Source organism: Microcoleus sp. AR_TQ3_B6 (assembly GCF_036702785.1).
Taxonomy (GTDB): Bacteria; Cyanobacteriota; Cyanobacteriia; order Cyanobacteriales; family Microcoleaceae; genus Microcoleus.
In genome coordinates this window covers 67,557-82,919 of sequence record NZ_JAUBVJ010000030.1, presented here as the reverse complement: position 1 = coordinate 82,919, position 15,363 = coordinate 67,557, and the positions used below count along the sequence as shown (strand labels likewise).

General features: G+C 46.9%; 11 protein-coding genes and 1 pseudogene. 4 read left to right on the top strand and 8 right to left on the bottom strand.

Translation table 11 applies throughout. From position 1 onward, the window contains the following. Positions 1-497 precede the first annotated feature (497 nt). Together QUB56_RS16500 and QUB56_RS37265 are read left to right on the top strand one after the other, a co-directional pair. Entirely contained in the window at positions 498-1,832 is a 1,335-nt protein-coding gene (locus QUB56_RS16500; protein ID WP_332956522.1) for a hypothetical protein, read from the top strand. 212 nt (positions 1,833-2,044) lie between these two features. Beyond that, positions 2,045-2,275 (top strand): annotated as a pseudogene (locus QUB56_RS37265) (type II toxin-antitoxin system Phd/YefM family antitoxin); the annotation flags it as partial. Here QUB56_RS37265 and QUB56_RS16495 read toward each other — a convergent pair. From QUB56_RS16495 to QUB56_RS16465, 7 genes are all read right to left on the bottom strand, one after another. Next, on the bottom strand, positions 2,197-3,387 hold the full coding sequence (locus tag QUB56_RS16495) for a YbjN domain-containing protein (protein ID WP_332956521.1): 1,191 nt from the start codon (positions 3,385-3,387) through the stop codon (positions 2,197-2,199). The pseudogene QUB56_RS37265 and the gene QUB56_RS16495 sit on opposite strands and share 79 nt — an antisense overlap. Next, a complete protein-coding gene (locus QUB56_RS16490) occupies positions 3,384-4,604 on the bottom strand; it encodes a nucleotide disphospho-sugar-binding domain-containing protein (RefSeq protein ID WP_332956520.1) in 1,221 nt (406 codons plus the stop codon). The genes QUB56_RS16495 and QUB56_RS16490 overlap by 4 nt, the downstream gene beginning before the upstream one ends. 68 nt (positions 4,605-4,672) lie before the next feature. Beyond that, positions 4,673-5,092: a hypothetical protein gene (locus QUB56_RS16485; protein ID WP_332956518.1), complete on the bottom strand. Its 420-nt coding sequence runs from the start codon at positions 5,090-5,092 to the stop codon at positions 4,673-4,675. Further along, on the bottom strand, positions 5,092-6,387 hold the full coding sequence (locus QUB56_RS16480; protein WP_332956517.1) for a hypothetical protein: 1,296 nt from the start codon (positions 6,385-6,387) through the stop codon (positions 5,092-5,094). The genes QUB56_RS16485 and QUB56_RS16480 overlap by 1 nt, the downstream gene beginning before the upstream one ends. Then, complete coding sequence (locus QUB56_RS16475) at positions 6,356-6,517, bottom strand: hypothetical protein (RefSeq protein WP_332956515.1); 162 nt, start codon at positions 6,515-6,517, stop codon at positions 6,356-6,358. Before QUB56_RS16475 ends, QUB56_RS16480 begins: the two co-directional genes overlap by 32 nt. Beyond that, a complete protein-coding gene (locus QUB56_RS16470; protein ID WP_332956513.1) occupies positions 6,504-6,869 on the bottom strand; it encodes a hypothetical protein in 366 nt (121 codons plus the stop codon). Before QUB56_RS16470 ends, QUB56_RS16475 begins: the two co-directional genes overlap by 14 nt. Positions 6,870-6,873: 4 nt before the next feature. Beyond that, positions 6,874-10,962 (bottom strand): eCIS core domain-containing protein, encoded by a 4,089-nt coding sequence (locus QUB56_RS16465; RefSeq protein ID WP_332956512.1) that lies wholly within the window; start codon positions 10,960-10,962, stop codon positions 6,874-6,876. 407 nt (positions 10,963-11,369) lie between these two features. Here QUB56_RS16465 and QUB56_RS16460 point away from each other — a divergent pair, with 407 nt between their 5' ends. Further along, a complete protein-coding gene (locus tag QUB56_RS16460) occupies positions 11,370-11,540 on the top strand; it encodes a hypothetical protein (protein ID WP_332956511.1) in 171 nt (56 codons plus the stop codon). Positions 11,541-12,045: 505 nt separating this feature from the next. Here QUB56_RS16460 and QUB56_RS16455 read toward each other — a convergent pair. Next, complete coding sequence (locus QUB56_RS16455; RefSeq protein WP_332956510.1) at positions 12,046-14,223, bottom strand: flavin-dependent dehydrogenase; 2,178 nt, start codon at positions 14,221-14,223, stop codon at positions 12,046-12,048. 181 nt (positions 14,224-14,404) lie between these two features. Between QUB56_RS16455 and QUB56_RS16450 the strand changes: the two genes are divergently transcribed. After that, positions 14,405-14,638, top strand: coding sequence for a hypothetical protein (locus QUB56_RS16450; RefSeq protein ID WP_015179135.1), 234 nt, complete (start codon positions 14,405-14,407; stop codon positions 14,636-14,638). Positions 14,639-15,363 lie beyond the last annotated feature (725 nt).

The window sequence follows — 15,363 nt, the reverse complement described above, 5'->3', positions numbered from 1 at the left end:
CCGGATGCAGGGAAACCCGCACGTCCGGTTCTAACAGAGAGGTGCGCTGGGTAATACCAGCCATCGACTCTACCAGTCAATGTCCGAAGCAATAGCTGGAGTCGCCCAGAAGCCTACACCATACTGTACTCAGTTGGTGTAGGAGAATGTCACCATATTCTCTATAGGACTCGTGGTCAAAAACTCACATCCGCAGGGTTCTGGTGTGCGCATCTCACGCGTTAATTTGAGTTCGGGTTGTATAGCCCAACCGCTAAAACGGTTAGGACGTTCTGAATTGCTCAAACCCTTGATTTTATTGCTTTTTCCTTGTTCGCGCCAGACGACTTCGATCGTGCTTATTCCGAAGGCTATAGCTCGATCGCGCCGCTCGATTTAGAGGCTATTGTCCCAAAAAACAGGAAAAATGACAAAAACTATCACTTAGGGGCTTCCTTCTGGAGAATCTATAAGGATAGACTGTATCACAGACCCTGTGACTATTGGGATAAAAAGCCATGTCAGAAGCTGATCTTCGAGTCCATCAGCACCAACCGCACCCTGCTGTTCCATCCGAGACCGAACCATTGCAGCCAAATTTGGCTGATGCTGGGGGTTTTGAGCCGATCGCCCCCCATCCGACAGACACTCCGGCAAGGGTTCCCCAACAGCCAGAAGAAGACTGGCAAACAGTAGATTTTCCCAACGCCATCAGCGTAGATGCAATTCCCACACAATCTGAAACAAAAAATTCGCAATCTCAGACACAGCCTACCGAGGCGGGTTCGCCCCCGATTTCAGACAATCTAAAAAATCTCCTTGGCAATGCCGAACAGGCTAAGGGCAAAGGATCGACCCCAGTCACCCTAATGCAAGCCCTGCACGAATGCAACCGCGACCTTTTGCAGCGCCTCGCCCAGCTAGAAACAGCTCTCGAAGAGTCCCAAAACACCTTGCAGAATCGCGAAACTTTGCTAAAACAACGGACTGCAGAACTCGAAAATACTCAAGAACAATTGACGCGGCTGTTTGGCAAAGTGGAAGTTTCCCATCAAACTCTCCAAAGTCAAGAAATTTTAGTCGAAAGTTTAAGAAGTCACTTGGCAACCAGCCAAGCCAGGCTAGCGGCTGTTGAGCGAGAATGTGCGTCTACTGTGCAGCGCTACAACGAACAGTTACACCAGCTAGTAGCCACAGAAAATGTTTGCAGGGAACTTCGATCGCGCTTGCACCGCCAGCAGCGCCACACCCTGCAATTCAAAGCTGCCTTGGAAAGAAGTCTGGAGATGCCGCACGTAAAGCCACCGACGATCGACCCGCCGGACAATACAGATGATACCGCCACCGCGCAATTAGAATCTTTGCTCGCGGCGGTCAAAAGCTCTCAGGTTCCGGTGCCGCCAGCTTTCAACGCTTCCCCTGTCAAACCTTGGTCGGAACCTGCAGAGCATTCAGAGGCAGCGGCTGCTTCCGATGCGATCGACCCTGAACCCATAGCAAATCTGGAACTCAACAAATTAGCCCAAGTATCCGGCATTCAATTGCATCCGACCGAAACCAACCAGCCTCAGGAGCCAGCAACTGACTCGGCCCTTGCGGTTGCGGAACCGGAACTGCCGGTGGCTGAGTCTGAACCCGAAACTGCTGCTGTCAAATCAGGCAGCCCAGAATTGGCACCGCCTGTTCAAATTTTGAATTCTGTTGAAACTTTTGGCATTCAAGAAGTGCGATCGAATGGGGCAAAACCTACAGCAGTCACACAACCTGACTGGCTGGCTTTGATTGCCAGTCCGCTGCGGCCTTCTAAAAAACGTCGATCGCTAGCTGAAATTGAATTGCCGAGTTTTCGATAGCGAACTGAAGTTGCTAGTTATAAGCTGTGACTGATGGAATTCCGGCGTTGGTAGTTGGTAATGGGTAATTGGTAATTGCTCCGACTTACCAATTACCAAAAAGAAAGCTAATAGGGCTTCAGTTGGAACTCGGTAAAAGTCTGCACCTGTACATAAGCTGATGCTATCTTACAAAATCACATCCTCAACCGATCGCTTGAAATGACTTTTTTAAGTTGTTAGATCGGGTAGTACAAAATCATCAGGTGTATATCATCAACCGTCGTGATGGTGAAAATGTAGCCTTGATTGCTGAGTCAGATTTGAGCGGTTTGGTTGAGACGGTTTATCTTTGGCGATCGCGCGATTGGTTTGGAAGGGTTGCTTATGATTCTATTTGGGCGATCGCATCCTTTACTTCCATACCCCCCGCGATCACAGACATAATTCCTGGCAAGTATTGATCCATCATCATCACGTTGGTATAAACCAATTGTTTGATCAGAGGAAAAGTGAGCGTCGAACCTTCTACATCAATACTGGTTTTGTAGCGAATTTCCCCAGAGGCAAAGTCTAGCTCAAAGTTGCCAATAATCGTGCCATAATTTGCCAGTGCGATAAATTCTGCTATAGCTAAGCGCTGATTTTCTGGTACGTTAACGGGGCAAATAGAGTAAAACACAAATTGTGCTTGTTCAGGTCTAGCTTTAGCGTAGCAAGTCCATTTTCCATTTTTACCCCCGAACATCATACGAAGAACTGGTTCGCCTTTAATTTTGGCAAAAGGCCAGTCATCATAGGTGAAAAAATTGACGATGGTTGGCAAAATTTCTTGTTTAGAAGTAGCTGACGGCGCGTAAGCCTCAGTTGCAGCATCCGTCAATTCTTCAAACGCGCTGGTAACTTCTTCAAAAATCTCAGAAATTGCCTTCTCAGTTACCGCCAGCCCAGTATCAGCCAACTCCTCGAATGCCTTAGTAATTTCTTCAACAGACTCAGAGATTGCTGCCTCAGTCACAGCCGACATCTCGGCATCAGCCCAATCTTTAAAGAAATTAATCATTGACTGAGAAATCTGTCCCCTCGAAGCGGCTTCCTGAGTAATTACAGACAAACTGACATAAGACCATAAAGTCCGATAACCAATCTCGCCCGACTCAATAAGCTGCTTGATGTGCACACCAAACCAACTTTCGGTGGATAGCAGTGGGTTGTCGGGTTGTTCTTGGCAGAGGTTCTGGAGGTAGGCTGCGGCCTCCAAAGGGTTTGCCGTATGGTTTGTCAGGTGGGGCAGCAAATCCGGCTGTAATGTAACTTCGATTTGGATGTCGGGTTCGGGCTGGAATGGACCAGCCGAGAAGGGACCGCGCAATTGGGGTTTGAGATTGAACAATGCCTCTGTGTCGATGCGCTGGTAGAGTTCTGGACTTACCTCGAAGGTGAGGCGGCACTCACTGAGGGTGTCTTCCTGCTTGGTTAGCATCAAATCTACTGCCCGCAAGGTTAAGGGCGATGCCGAAGGGTCGCGTAGCGTCAGGGAGTTGTCCAATTTACAATGTTCAGCGATCGCGCTCATCTTCCTGACCCCCCTAGAAAATTACTTATCTCATCGGCAGCAGATTTCGGCCCGTTAGTTTTTGTCAATATCTCCTTGAAGTGTTGAAGGTTCTTTTGCATATCAATATCAGCGATCGCTTTTTTTACAGCTAGTTTAACTCGATCTCCAGTTAATTCAGAAGTCGATAAAGGAATACCTACTTTATGTCTCTTAATCAGCCACCCATTGATCGTCTGCTCATTGTTGAAGGGGATGACTACGGCAGGGACACCTTGGGACAGAGCCTGATAGGTGGTACCATGTCCCCCGCAATGAATGATTGCCTGGGACTGCTTCAGAATCTCTGAGCCGGGGATAAAACTTGCTACATGAATATTTGAAACATTAGGCACTGCATCAGGATGTATAAAAGCACCAGTGGTTAAAACCACTTCATAAGAAGTGTCATTTTTAAAGGCATCAACAACAAGCTGAATAAACGTTTCTTTTCCAGTATTGCCTGTTGTGGCATAAATAAGTTGTTTTGAGTTGTTAAGCTTTTTCAAGTAGTCTGGAACTTCACCGTTCAACCCTTCCCAGATTAGCGGACCAATATAACGGAAGTTTGGAGGTAGATTTTCAAGCGGGCTAAACTCTGGCAAGTCGGCTATTAAAGTTAAATCGCCTGTTAGAAAATCATAGAGAGAGCCGAGTTTTTTCAGCTTGTATTGCTGGGCAACTGTTTTAAAGTGAGTCGCTAATGTTCTTTTCTGAGATGCCTGAATAGCTTTAGCTGCTACAGATGCTATTCTGTGTTCCAAAGGTCTCTTCTCTTTGGAAATCATGACATCAACGGGAGCGAAGTAATCTGTCATGCAGGCATCCACAACCGATATGTAAGGAATGCCTGAAACTTTTGATGAAATGGCAGCAGTCAGGCGGAAATCTCCGACAATGGCATCTGGCTTAAAGGCTTCAATTACTTTTAACTCGTCTTTGACACATTGTTCGATTAAGGATGGTGTGTAGGCGGCAAAGACATTACTACTGAAGTCTGTAACTACAGCATCTGATACGGGGAAAACCTGAAATTGGTAATGCTCTAAAATCTGGTTATTTTCTTTGAATGCAAAGGCAACTTCAGCTCCCTGACGTTGAAGTTCTAGGGCAATCAGGACTAGGCGAGTTAGGTGCGATAGCCCGATCGCACTAGGCAGCATTAAATATCTTTTATGGACAAGAAGACTGTCTCTCATATTGTGGTTTAACTAGCGAATTCCTGCCTTCATAATTACTGCCATAGTACGTCTAAATTGAGAGAATATTACTTGCTTTCACAAGGGTTTTGAATAATATACTCTTCGTTTTCGTCAAGTAATCTTGGATCGAGATAAACAAGTTTCCAGGTTTCCGAACTTTGTACCAACCGCCACTGATAAGGATTGACAGACTCATCTGAAACCAGACATTGACAGTTCAGTAATTCGCAAAATTGACCAATTTTCAATGTACTGTCGCTCTGGTCCAAATTTGAGTCGCGTAAGTAGATAGAGAGCCTAATCGAAAAGTCCCCCTCTACTGACATTCGCTCACACACTACTCGAACTCGCTCACTAACATCAGTTTCGACAATATCATCAACTACTAAAACATCTGTTAGAGGGATTAAAAACAGGTTAGCAATTGCATTTGCTATTTCATTTTCAGTAAGATTTCGATCTACGAGAAACTCTTGCCAAATCATTATTTACCTCCTTGTCCAGCTTTCCATACATTAAGTGCTGTCTGACGCTGAGCCTCGCTCATCCCAATTTTGTCCAGTATCTCGGCTGCCCTGGGAGTATCTCCAAACGTGTTGTAGACTCCAAGAGCCTTGAATGCTCCACGGTCTAATTGGTGGAAGCCTGGTCCGGATATGGGGTAAAGGATGCCATCGTGCATACCGTAAGTGCGACCATTGACTATGAAAGTATTACCGTCACGGGTAGCTCTACCAGCATTGATTGCGGCTACATCGCCCGCAACATCTACCCCAGGCTCAATCATTGTATTCATTTCTTTGGCAACTGTTTTTTGATCTACACTGTTAATGTTATGCCGTCTATTGGGCGACCGCAGCGGCGGGTTTGGTATGTGTCCTCCTCCTCGAGTGGTGTAATTCCCAATTTCATGGTCACTGGCAATCATATGAACAGAGTAGTGACCAGGCGATGCTTTCGGACGCGCTTCAAAGCGCTTGATCCAAGAGTATCTAGACTTAACAGAGGCATTCAGTACTCCCAATAGCGCTGGCACAGGCGTATCAACCGCATCGTTAGCTTTCGTAATTGCTTTGGCTTGTGCGATCGCAGCAGGTAATTCAGCAGCCTTTTTAGCTGCGGTATCGGGTGTCTCCTTCGCACCGCCCTTAGGCCCTTCTTTGCCAGGTTTGTTAATTTCAAGTTTCTCTTTCAGGCGATTCCATTTATCTTGCAAGAAGTCCTTGATTCGGTGTTTGACACCTCCCAATTTCTGCTTGATGAAAGGAATGGCTTTTTCTTTCGCTAACTTCACACCATTGCCAACAAGATCTGCGACTCGCTTACGAGCTTGTGTGACCCATCTACTCCCTAACTCAGTAGCTGTCTTTATCTGTTGACTGCTCCATTGCTTAGCGGTTTGAAGTGCCTGTCGCCCTTTTTGAATAGCGCTTTGAGTAAAGTCTTTGAGAAGATTCCCTGCCTTCCGCGTGGTATCAGCAATTTTGCTACCAACCTTAAGCGCTACATCTTTACCGCGCTGCGCCGCAGTTTTAACCATGTTGACTGCTTGCGAAACGCGACTTTGGACGGCATCAAACGCCTTTGTCGCCATCCCCATGAATGGCCCCATTACTTTACCTAATAAGCCTCGTCCTTGGTTGGCAACGTTACGCGCTCTTTGCATGGCACCATTGACAAATCCGCCAATCCGTGAATGAAGTGCCGTAACCAATCCTCTCGCTCGTTGACCCGCTGCTTTAGCAAAATTAACGGTTTTCTGGGCGAATTGCGTCTTCACCACCCTGGTGTTGAAGTTCTAGGGCAATTAGGATTAGGCGAGTGAGGTGCGATCGGGCGATCGCACTAGGGAGCATTAAAAGACGGCTGCGAATTTTAGGTGTTTTCTCAATCAGGTTATTTTTTGGCACGACTATTATCTTCAAATTCAACAATAGTGTCTCCTAATAAGGAGATAAAACAACGCTTTGAGAGGGAATCTGCGTTTCCGCTAATAACTTCTAAAGATTTTTTTTCGATTTCGAGAACACGCACAGCCGTGCATTGTGTAATCCTGATGGATGCACAAGCAACTTTTGGATTGCATCGCACAATGACATTGACATCTCCTTCGTATACTGAGAAGGCTAAGGTAATAGTAATACTATCCTGGCGAGTAAATTTGAACCAGTAGATTTTTTGATCTTCATCTGTCAGAGGTAGCAATTCATCAAAAACAACCAGAAGACTGCTTAAATCAAAATCCATATCGCTAGTTTGCATATTTCTATTTGCTTGGTATAACTGTCACAACAACTCCATAATTATTAGTGATTACTTTGATACTTGTACTACCAGGATTAGTAATTTCAGCTTCAACAACTGATGGAGGGATACCTCGTGGATCAGGTCCATTTTTCTGCCACCAAGCCCCGAATTCTGGTGTACCTACTTGTAGCCCCTTAGCTTCAGCTCTCTTTAAAGCTCTAGCTTCTATCTCAGCCATTACCTGGGGAGTTCGGGGAGCCATCCTTTCAAGGGCATGCTCAGTATAAAGCCTATTTCCGATGCGGGCACCACCACCTTCCTTAGGTAAAACCCACCCATTATTTTGAGGAACTTTATTTACTAGCCTAGCAACTTCATCAGAGGGAAGCCCCTCGGCTTTTCTCAACAAATTCATAGCATCCTGAGGGTTGAGCCTATCTACTTTGTTTAAGAAGGTAGTGACTAAATCAGGCGTCATGTTGTCTATCTTATTCAACAAAGTAGCAGCTTCAGCAGGGTTAAGCTTGTCCACCTTGCCTAAGAAAGCGGCAGCTTCTTCGGGGCTAAGTTTCTCTGCCTTATTCAACAAAGCAGCAGCTTCGTCAGAGCTAAATTTCTCTGGCTTGTTCGAGACAGGATCGCTTGTCCCTTTTGCACGGCGTTCAGCCCCTTCTTTTCCTGCTTTTCCAGGTTTGTTAATTCCAAGTTTCTCTTTCAGGCGATTCCATTTGTCTTGCAAGAAGTTCTTGATTCGGTGTTTGACACCTCCTATTTTCTGCTTGATGAAAGGAATGGCTTTTTCTTTCGCCAACTTCACGCCATTGCGAACCAGATCTGCGACTCGCTTGCGAGCTTGTGTGGCCCATCTACTCCCTAACTCAGTAGCTGTCTTTATCTGTTGACTGCTCCATTGCTTAGCGGTTTGAAGTACCTGTCGCCCTTTTTGAATAGCGCTTTGAGTAAAGTCTTTCAGGAGAGTTGTCGCTTTTTGCGTCACCTCAACGACTTTGCGACCAACCTTCAAGGCTATATCTTTCCCGCGCTGCGCCTCCGTTTTAACCATGTTGACTGCTTGCGAAACGCGACTTTTGACCCCATCAAACGCCTTTGTCGCCATCCCCATGAATGGCCCCATTACTTTACCTAATAAGCCTTGTGCTTGGTTGGTAACGTCACGCGCTCTTTGCATGGCACCATTGACAAATCCGCCAATCCGTGCTTTCAGTGCCGTAACCAGTCCTCGCGCTCGTTGATCGGCTGCTTTGGCAAAATTGACAGTTTTTTGGCCAAATCCCTTCACGCCTTGCAGTAACTTTGCTCTATGTCCAGATGCCCATTCAAGGAATTGCTTACCGTAGCGACGCGCACCCTTGAGCATCCCTTTGGCTTTGCTTAAAACAGGATGCAAGATGTTATCTGCATTCTTCAGGACACCGCTAAGAGCTTCACGGATAACTCCTTTTGAACCTTTGCCAGCCGCTTTGATGGCATCCCCAAAACCTGGGATGATACCAATAGCTGTTAGACCGAGATTAATCCAAGCGTCAGGGTCTTTGTATCCTCCCTCATGGAGTTTCTTGACATTGGCAACGATGTCTCGTATGTCAGCAGCCTGCCCAGCATAGGGAACAAAACCTATGGCAACCTGTCCAATCGTGTTCCATATAGATGGGTTTTCCTTGAAATCACCCAGAACAGCACCTTCAAGTAGTTCTTTCTTGATATCAAAGACCTTACCCGCGCCGGATTCTACGGTTTCCGCCAGTCCGTTCAACCGTTGTAATTGACTAGGTTCTGTTACGGGTGCTGGACCCGAAGACTGAATTCCGGCACCAGCTTGAGCCTGTTGGCTTCGTTCTGCTTGTATGGCTTGTGCAAACAGTTGTTTTCTTTGATTGCTTGCCATACGGAACATCAGATGCTCCGGTTGGAAAACATCCCAGATAGTAGGATTGGCTTGTTGAAATGCGTTTCCAATCTGACTGCCGAAGCCTTTTACTGCGTTCCACCCGCTTGATGCCAAACTCGTCAGAGGCCGGATAATGTTGTTTTTTACCCAATCAAGACCGCCTGTTAATAACTCACGCCCTTTTCCGAGTCCTGCGCCGACGAAGTCCTTTGTTTTGTTCCACCCATTTGAAACCAAATCCCCAATCCCACGCTGAATGGATAGGCCACTTGGCGTGAAGCCGGATTCTAGTGTTTTTGCTTGAATCATCCCATCGGGGGTTTCTTCTGGCTGCCGTCGCAGTTCTTTATTGAGGGAAACTTCGGGGTTGTCACCAGGCAGTTCCTTAGCTTGAAGTGGTTTGGTTTCTTCTTGCTCCTGGAGCGGTTGCAAGCGCAGTTCTTTATTTGAGGAAACTTCGGGAATCTGACCTGGAATTTCTTTAGCCTGAAGCGGTTCGCCTTCTTCTTCCTTCTGCTGTTGTTGCTGTAAGCGCAGTTCCTTTTTTAAGGAAACTTCGGGAGTCTGAGCGGGAATTTCTTTAGCTTGAAGCGGTTCGCCTTCCTTTTGCTCCTCCAGCGGTTGTAAGCGCAGTTCCTTTTTTAAGGAAACTTCGGGAGTCTGAGCGGGAATTTCTTTAGCCTGAAGCGGTTCGCCTTCCTCTTCCTTGTGCTGTTGTTGTTGCAGGCGCAGTTCCTTATTCAGGGAATCTTTAAGGGTACGATCGGGTAGGTTCTTGGCTTGAAGTTGTTCTTTCTCCTCGAACTGCTGGTTTGGCGATCGCCGCACTTCTTTATTCATCCGCCCTGCTGCACCCTGCTGAATTGTATGCGTCAATTCATGCGCCGTCAATTCATTCTTCCCCGGAGACTTCCCCGCACCGTAGTAAATATCGCTACCATGAGCGAATGCTTGCGCCCCTAACTCCTTATTCATCTGCACCGCATTCGAGTCGGTATGCACTTTGATGTTGCTAAAATCTGCCCCAAAGCGCGCTTCCATGAAACTACGTACATCATTGGGTAAAGGACTACCCCCACCCTTAGAACCCGCGAGTCGGTTTTCTACGCTGCCAGAAGCTACAGAACTCCCATCAGATGCTTGTTTCGCCCCTGACTTCATCTGGACTTCTTCTTCCTTCCCTGACTCGCGCTGCACCAGTGGAGTGATGGAATTTACCAGAGGTTGCATTTGGACTGCTTCTGTTTCTTCCCCGGTTTGACGTTGAATTGGCTGCTGTACGGCCGAGTCTGGCATGGTCATGACTTTCGCCGCCATGCTGTCAGCTTCTTGTTCGTATTTATCCCCCGGTGCGCCAACGGTTAGTTTGGTTTGAACTAATTCCTGGTTTTGCTCTTCTTTTTCTTGTGGTTCGCCGGAATTAGACTTAGCCTGAATTTCCTCCTCGGGTTGCATTTGGACTGCTTCTGTGTCTTCCCCGGTTTGACGTTGAATTGGCTGCTGTAAGGCCGAGTCTGGCATAGCCATGACTTTCGCCGCCATGCTGTCAGCTTCTTGTTCGTGTTTATCCCCCGGTGCGCCAACGGTTAGTTTTGTTTGAACTGATTCCTGGTTTTGCTCTTCTTTTTCTTGTGGTTCGCCGGAACTAGACTTAGCCTGAATTTCCTCAAGAGGCTGCATCTGGAGAGATTGAGTTGATTTTTCTTGTTCCTTCACTTCAGAAGTTTCAAGACGCTGAATTCCTCCTGGGTAAGTGCTAGAAGCCGACGAACTAGCAGGCGCTTCTACTGGAATATTTCGCCCATTAAACGGAGTACGGGCGATTAATGGCTTTTGTGCTGGCTTTTCGGTGGATATCGTTGAATTGCTTGATTCCAGAGCGCTTTTTTGTGCTGAATCTGCTGAAACCTTTTCGCCAATTACTCCCCCTGGTTCTTTCTGTTGGCTTTGAATCCCACCTGGTAAAGACATCCCATTACCCCGGGAGGGCGCTTCTACAGAGATATTTTGCCAATTCAAGCCACGACGAGTTGTTTTTGGTTTAATCCCTGCTAATTCCTTCGATATATTTGAATTGCTGCCAACAGATTCTGATAACTCATCCGTCAACGGGCGTTGGTGAAGTAGGGGCGAACTTGCTTGAGTAGCCACAGGTGGCGTCGCTGAGGTTTTCTTTTTGGCTAATACTCGATCGTTCATCACCTAACTCCTCCCGGCACTGCCAGCAATTATTGCAGATTGTTAATTTCTGATTTGAGATTCGATGCGGGACTTACGCTCACCAACCCGGTTTCTCTTAAAAATCGTCGCTTTGGAACCCGAGATTTACGCGCTACACCCTATTTCAGGGTTGCTAGTAAGTCCTGTTGCTATTTTTAGGACTAGGGTTAACTACCAATTAATACGGTAGCACAGCCCGCTAATATTTTATTCGGTGGTTCAAGTGCTTCCACAATTGTATATCTTAAGCGACTGGCGGGAAGCGGATCAATCAAAATTGTAAGACTACTACCGATTACAACTAAGCGGCTATGTGGGGAAGTGGCAAAAGTGTAGCGCAATTATGGATATCTGCCCCACCAGCCCTACTAACAATCGTACTGCTCATGGTTGCTGCAGCCGTTGCTTTCGTTGTTTCTTCAGCCATTTTAGCTGCTGGCAATCCTGGGGTTGCTGCGGCAGCTAGGGTGGCAGCTTCGGCTGCTTTAATCCCTGTCTCGCTAACTGCTTTTGCCGATTCTATTGCACCTGCTGAGGCTAAAGGAATCCCCCGCTAGGCGGGTAAATTGCCTATCAATACATTAGGGCTACCAGGCCCTCCCGTTAATACAGGTGGGAGGGGATGGGCTACGGCATCTGTAATTCTAGCTGCTGGTCTACTCATACAAAAATTCCTTAATTTTTAGTTGAGTTTAATCAAGCTACCTGTGATAGTAACGATGCCCTGGGCATTGATATCAATATTACCCGTAGAACTCAAAGTAATATTGCGCATCCTGTCATCCAAACGTAATTTATTACCCCCCTTGGTTTCAAGTTTTACAAACTTTTGGCTCTCATTAATGTGTAATTTATGGTTTCCTGCTGTCTCAATATAAGCTCCTTTCTGACTAGGCTTTTTTCCTACTTTACAAACTGAATTTTATGCCAGTTTATTGCTGGAATTTAAGTATTGATATTGATGCAATGAATCACTGCCAACCCTTTGATTCTTCTGCTTAATCTGGGCTTACTTTTTACTTCTTTAATCCGGAAAGTGACAGAAGAGGGGTAACTCAAAACTCAAAACAATTTTTTCCCTTTTCCCATACCGTAGGTGAGAGCATAACAGCTAGTCAACAGCCACAGCCAAACAGCCGGATACCGGGGCTCCAACCAAGGCTGTACGCTGCGGGCGAAGCTGGGAAGCCATCCGAACAGCCAACTAGCCAAAGCCAGCAGAGTAAAATTCAAGTAACTCCCCAGCCAGCGCCCAATATCCCCCAAGGTGACAAAATCTAAAATCCACACCAGGAGAGAAGGGTTTTTTCCGGCTGCTTCGAGGGCCAGTCGATTGAAAGTTAGCCAGTCGGTTCTGTCTTTAATAAAAGTTTCGGCTACGGCGAGTTTTTGGGCTGCCAAAATACCGAAAAAGGTATTGAGAATTGAATTAATCCTTTGGGGTGGCAAACTACGACCCGTTGGAACCATCATGCCTTTAGAAAACAGCCAAGTTACTGAAACATTGCTCTGGTAGGCACGAATTTTGTTTAAGTGATTTGCCGTCAACAAATTGTGCTTTAAAGCTGTATCCAAAAGATCTGTTAAGCGGAAAAGATTGCGGACGAGGGAGCCGAAGCCGGTGAAAACGAGGGGAGATTGCAGGGATGCTGCGTCGCCGATCGAGATTAGGCGATCGATCGCCACGGCTCGATCGCTGCTGTTGGCGCTAAAATGCCCGGGAATATAACCAAAGGTCGGTTTTTTCCACACCAATTTATCGACATCGCAGCGCCGGTACTCCGGCAAAATTGCGAAAAAATCCTCGTACATTTCCAGCAAAGAACCGGGATTGTCGGGATGTACTTGGTGGTAATGAAATAGATAAACTGTCAGTTCTGTGCCGGCGCCGGGAAATAACTCCCAAATGAGCTGGCGGCCCCGAGAAATATCCCCGTGAGTGTAGAGCACATCCCCGTAATCGGAATCCCACACTCCCGGCTCAAATCCTCCGTCGATGACTGCTCCCACTGTCGGACAAACGCTGTCAAAAGTCCGCCCTTCGTTCAATTGCCAAGCGATGGGAGAAGCCGAACCCATTGCATCCACCAGCAGCCGTCCTAATGCAGTGCGATCGGCTTTTGTCGGCAAGTGGCGACCCTGAACTACTACTTTTTCCGCTTCAACATCGGCTCTGACAAACTCAGTTTCGTCCCAGATTTCCCCGCCCGCTTCTGTTAGCTTAACTCCCGCCAAATACAGCAGTTTCTCGCCGTCCAAAGCTACATTTAGCACCTTCGGCGTGTGCAGAACAGGCGCTTTAGCAACGGGCGGATTGTTAGCATCAAAAAACTTGTTGTAGCCATCTTTGTATTCTCGGGCTATCAAAGTTTCGATTTCTGCAGCAGTAAATAAACCTAAATCAATTAAGCTTTGAATTTCGTCCCGCGAAATATTCCACTCGCGATTCATCCGCCCGAAAGGCATTCGTTCCACTAGCAGCACTCGGTAGCCCAATCTCGCCATCACTGCGGCGTGAATCACTCCCAAGGCCCCGCCAATATAAATTAAGTCATAAAAAGTATTGCCAGAATCAGACACTGGAATTGTGCCGGATGCCTTCTCCCCTGTGCCAACTTCGGTCTTCCTGACCTCCGTTACCTCCCTTACAGAATCCGTTGCCGAACTTCCTCCTCCGTGGACAAACACTACTTGTTTTGGCTGTTGGGGATTGCGGGTGCCTTCGCGCCAGCGCTGCTCCCACCAGTAGACGCGCAGCAGGTCGTATTCGCCTTTGGGCATTTTTTTGAAGTATTTGACGGTGAGGGGGTAATAGGGGGCAAGAGCCTCAAAAATTGACTGTTTGGAAAGGTCTATAACAGGGGGTTCCGGGTAGCGATTGGGAAACTTGTTTCTCACTGCAAGATTCAGAGCTTCCAGGAACTTTCTTTCTCCAGCGGGCGCGTCTTCTAGACGAAAGACTTTTAAATAAGTTGTGCGCTGCAGTGACCAGACAAAGGTGGAAAGTTCTGTCGATCGCCAATTTTGGTTTCCTGAATTGGTGTCAGCGAAGGCGGGTTTTGGATTGCCATTTTGAGTTCCAGACTTGAGAACCTCGGCTGTTGTGGCTGGTGAAAGCAGGCGAAAACCGTCAGGAGTAATAATTTTTTCTCCTATTCCGGGATCGAATTCGTGCTGCAACCAAGTGCAGACGGCTGCTGTATCTGGTGTGGGAACTTCTAGATAAAGAATTTCTTGCATAATTAGACTCTTAATTCTGAATAAATGAATAAAGATGGGGGAGTTGACAAGGGAGCAAACTAAGTTATACTCCCGAATACTTATTTAGTTTTAAATAAGTTTACAGTGTTCTCAAATTTTTAGCTGATTCGCCGGAAGCCCCACAGCGGCTGAATATTTACTTTCTTCGGTATGCACTCCTATGAATTATCCCATTCCTACGAACCCTCAAGAAATGATTGCTTTGCGACAGCAGCCGCTGAATGAAGAATTGGTGGCATCGGCGATCGCGGGTGTGATTCAAATAGCTCGATCGCGATCTCAGTCTTTGGATGAGTTGAAGGCTGAGGTACTCGCCGACGACAATTTGCTCGATTTTGCTCAGAGGCTTTGGCTGAGCGACATTGTGGCTCAAGCTTGGGAGAATTTGCCTTAGACTACAGCGTGTCATCAATTAGATAAGCTAGGGGAAGCCATCCCAGAAGGAAACCAATCTAGGAACGATGACGCGACGTTATGCGCTGGGCGATGACCAGTGGGAACGCATCAAAGACCTATTGCCGGGACGAGCGTTCCCGCTCTTGAGTCACTAAGGAGGGGAGCAAATAAGATCCCCACCTGGTGGCGGATACGTTGCTTGCTGACAAGGGCTCCGATGCTTCCGATCGCGTGATTGACCGCCTCAATGCCGAGGGTAAAACCGCCTTGATATCATGTGCGGTCGATTGACCATAATATCCCGGTTGGGCGGGTTTTTGAGATTGTCAATTATTGGTAGATCTTGTTGGTGAACCCGCCCCTACCTGATTTCGGGCGATCGACCGCACATGATATGATTGGGCCTCGCCACAACCGCAAGAGGGTGCGAACTTACAATAGGGAGTTGTACAAAGCCCGTCCTTTGATTGAATACTTTTTTGCCACGCGGCTGCGGATTACTCGCTATTCCTTTTTTACTTAACCAAGAAGCTGTAGTTTTTCCGACTGCAAACGCTAGCGAATATATGGATAATCATTCGATTTGAGATGGGAGATTTTAAATTTTAGATGATGCAATTGAGCCCACAGATGAATTCGGGGGCTTGTTGTTTACTCCTAAAGATTTCATAAAAGATTTAACAGTCAACTGAGATGATGAAAATCCTGTTATTCTGAAAACTC

Excerpts from the sequence above, each read along its gene's own strand:
- QUB56_RS16500 (WP_332956522.1), top strand. The coding sequence starts at position 498 with ATGTCAGAAGCTGATCTTCGAGTCCATCAGCACCAACCGCACCCTGCT.
- QUB56_RS16495 (WP_332956521.1), bottom strand. The coding sequence starts at position 3,387 with ATGAGCGCGATCGCTGAACATTGTAAATTGGACAACTCCCTGACGCTA.
- QUB56_RS16490 (WP_332956520.1), bottom strand. The coding sequence starts at position 4,604 with ATGAGAGACAGTCTTCTTGTCCATAAAAGATATTTAATGCTGCCTAGT.
- QUB56_RS16485 (WP_332956518.1), bottom strand. The coding sequence starts at position 5,092 with ATGATTTGGCAAGAGTTTCTCGTAGATCGAAATCTTACTGAAAATGAA.
- QUB56_RS16470 (WP_332956513.1), bottom strand. The coding sequence starts at position 6,869 with ATGCAAACTAGCGATATGGATTTTGATTTAAGCAGTCTTCTGGTTGTT.
- QUB56_RS16465 (WP_332956512.1), bottom strand. The coding sequence starts at position 10,962 with ATGAACGATCGAGTATTAGCCAAAAAGAAAACCTCAGCGACGCCACCT.
- QUB56_RS16460 (WP_332956511.1), top strand. The coding sequence starts at position 11,370 with ATGGTTGCTGCAGCCGTTGCTTTCGTTGTTTCTTCAGCCATTTTAGCT.
- QUB56_RS16455 (WP_332956510.1), bottom strand. The coding sequence starts at position 14,223 with ATGCAAGAAATTCTTTATCTAGAAGTTCCCACACCAGATACAGCAGCC.
- QUB56_RS16450 (WP_015179135.1), top strand. The coding sequence starts at position 14,405 with ATGAATTATCCCATTCCTACGAACCCTCAAGAAATGATTGCTTTGCGA.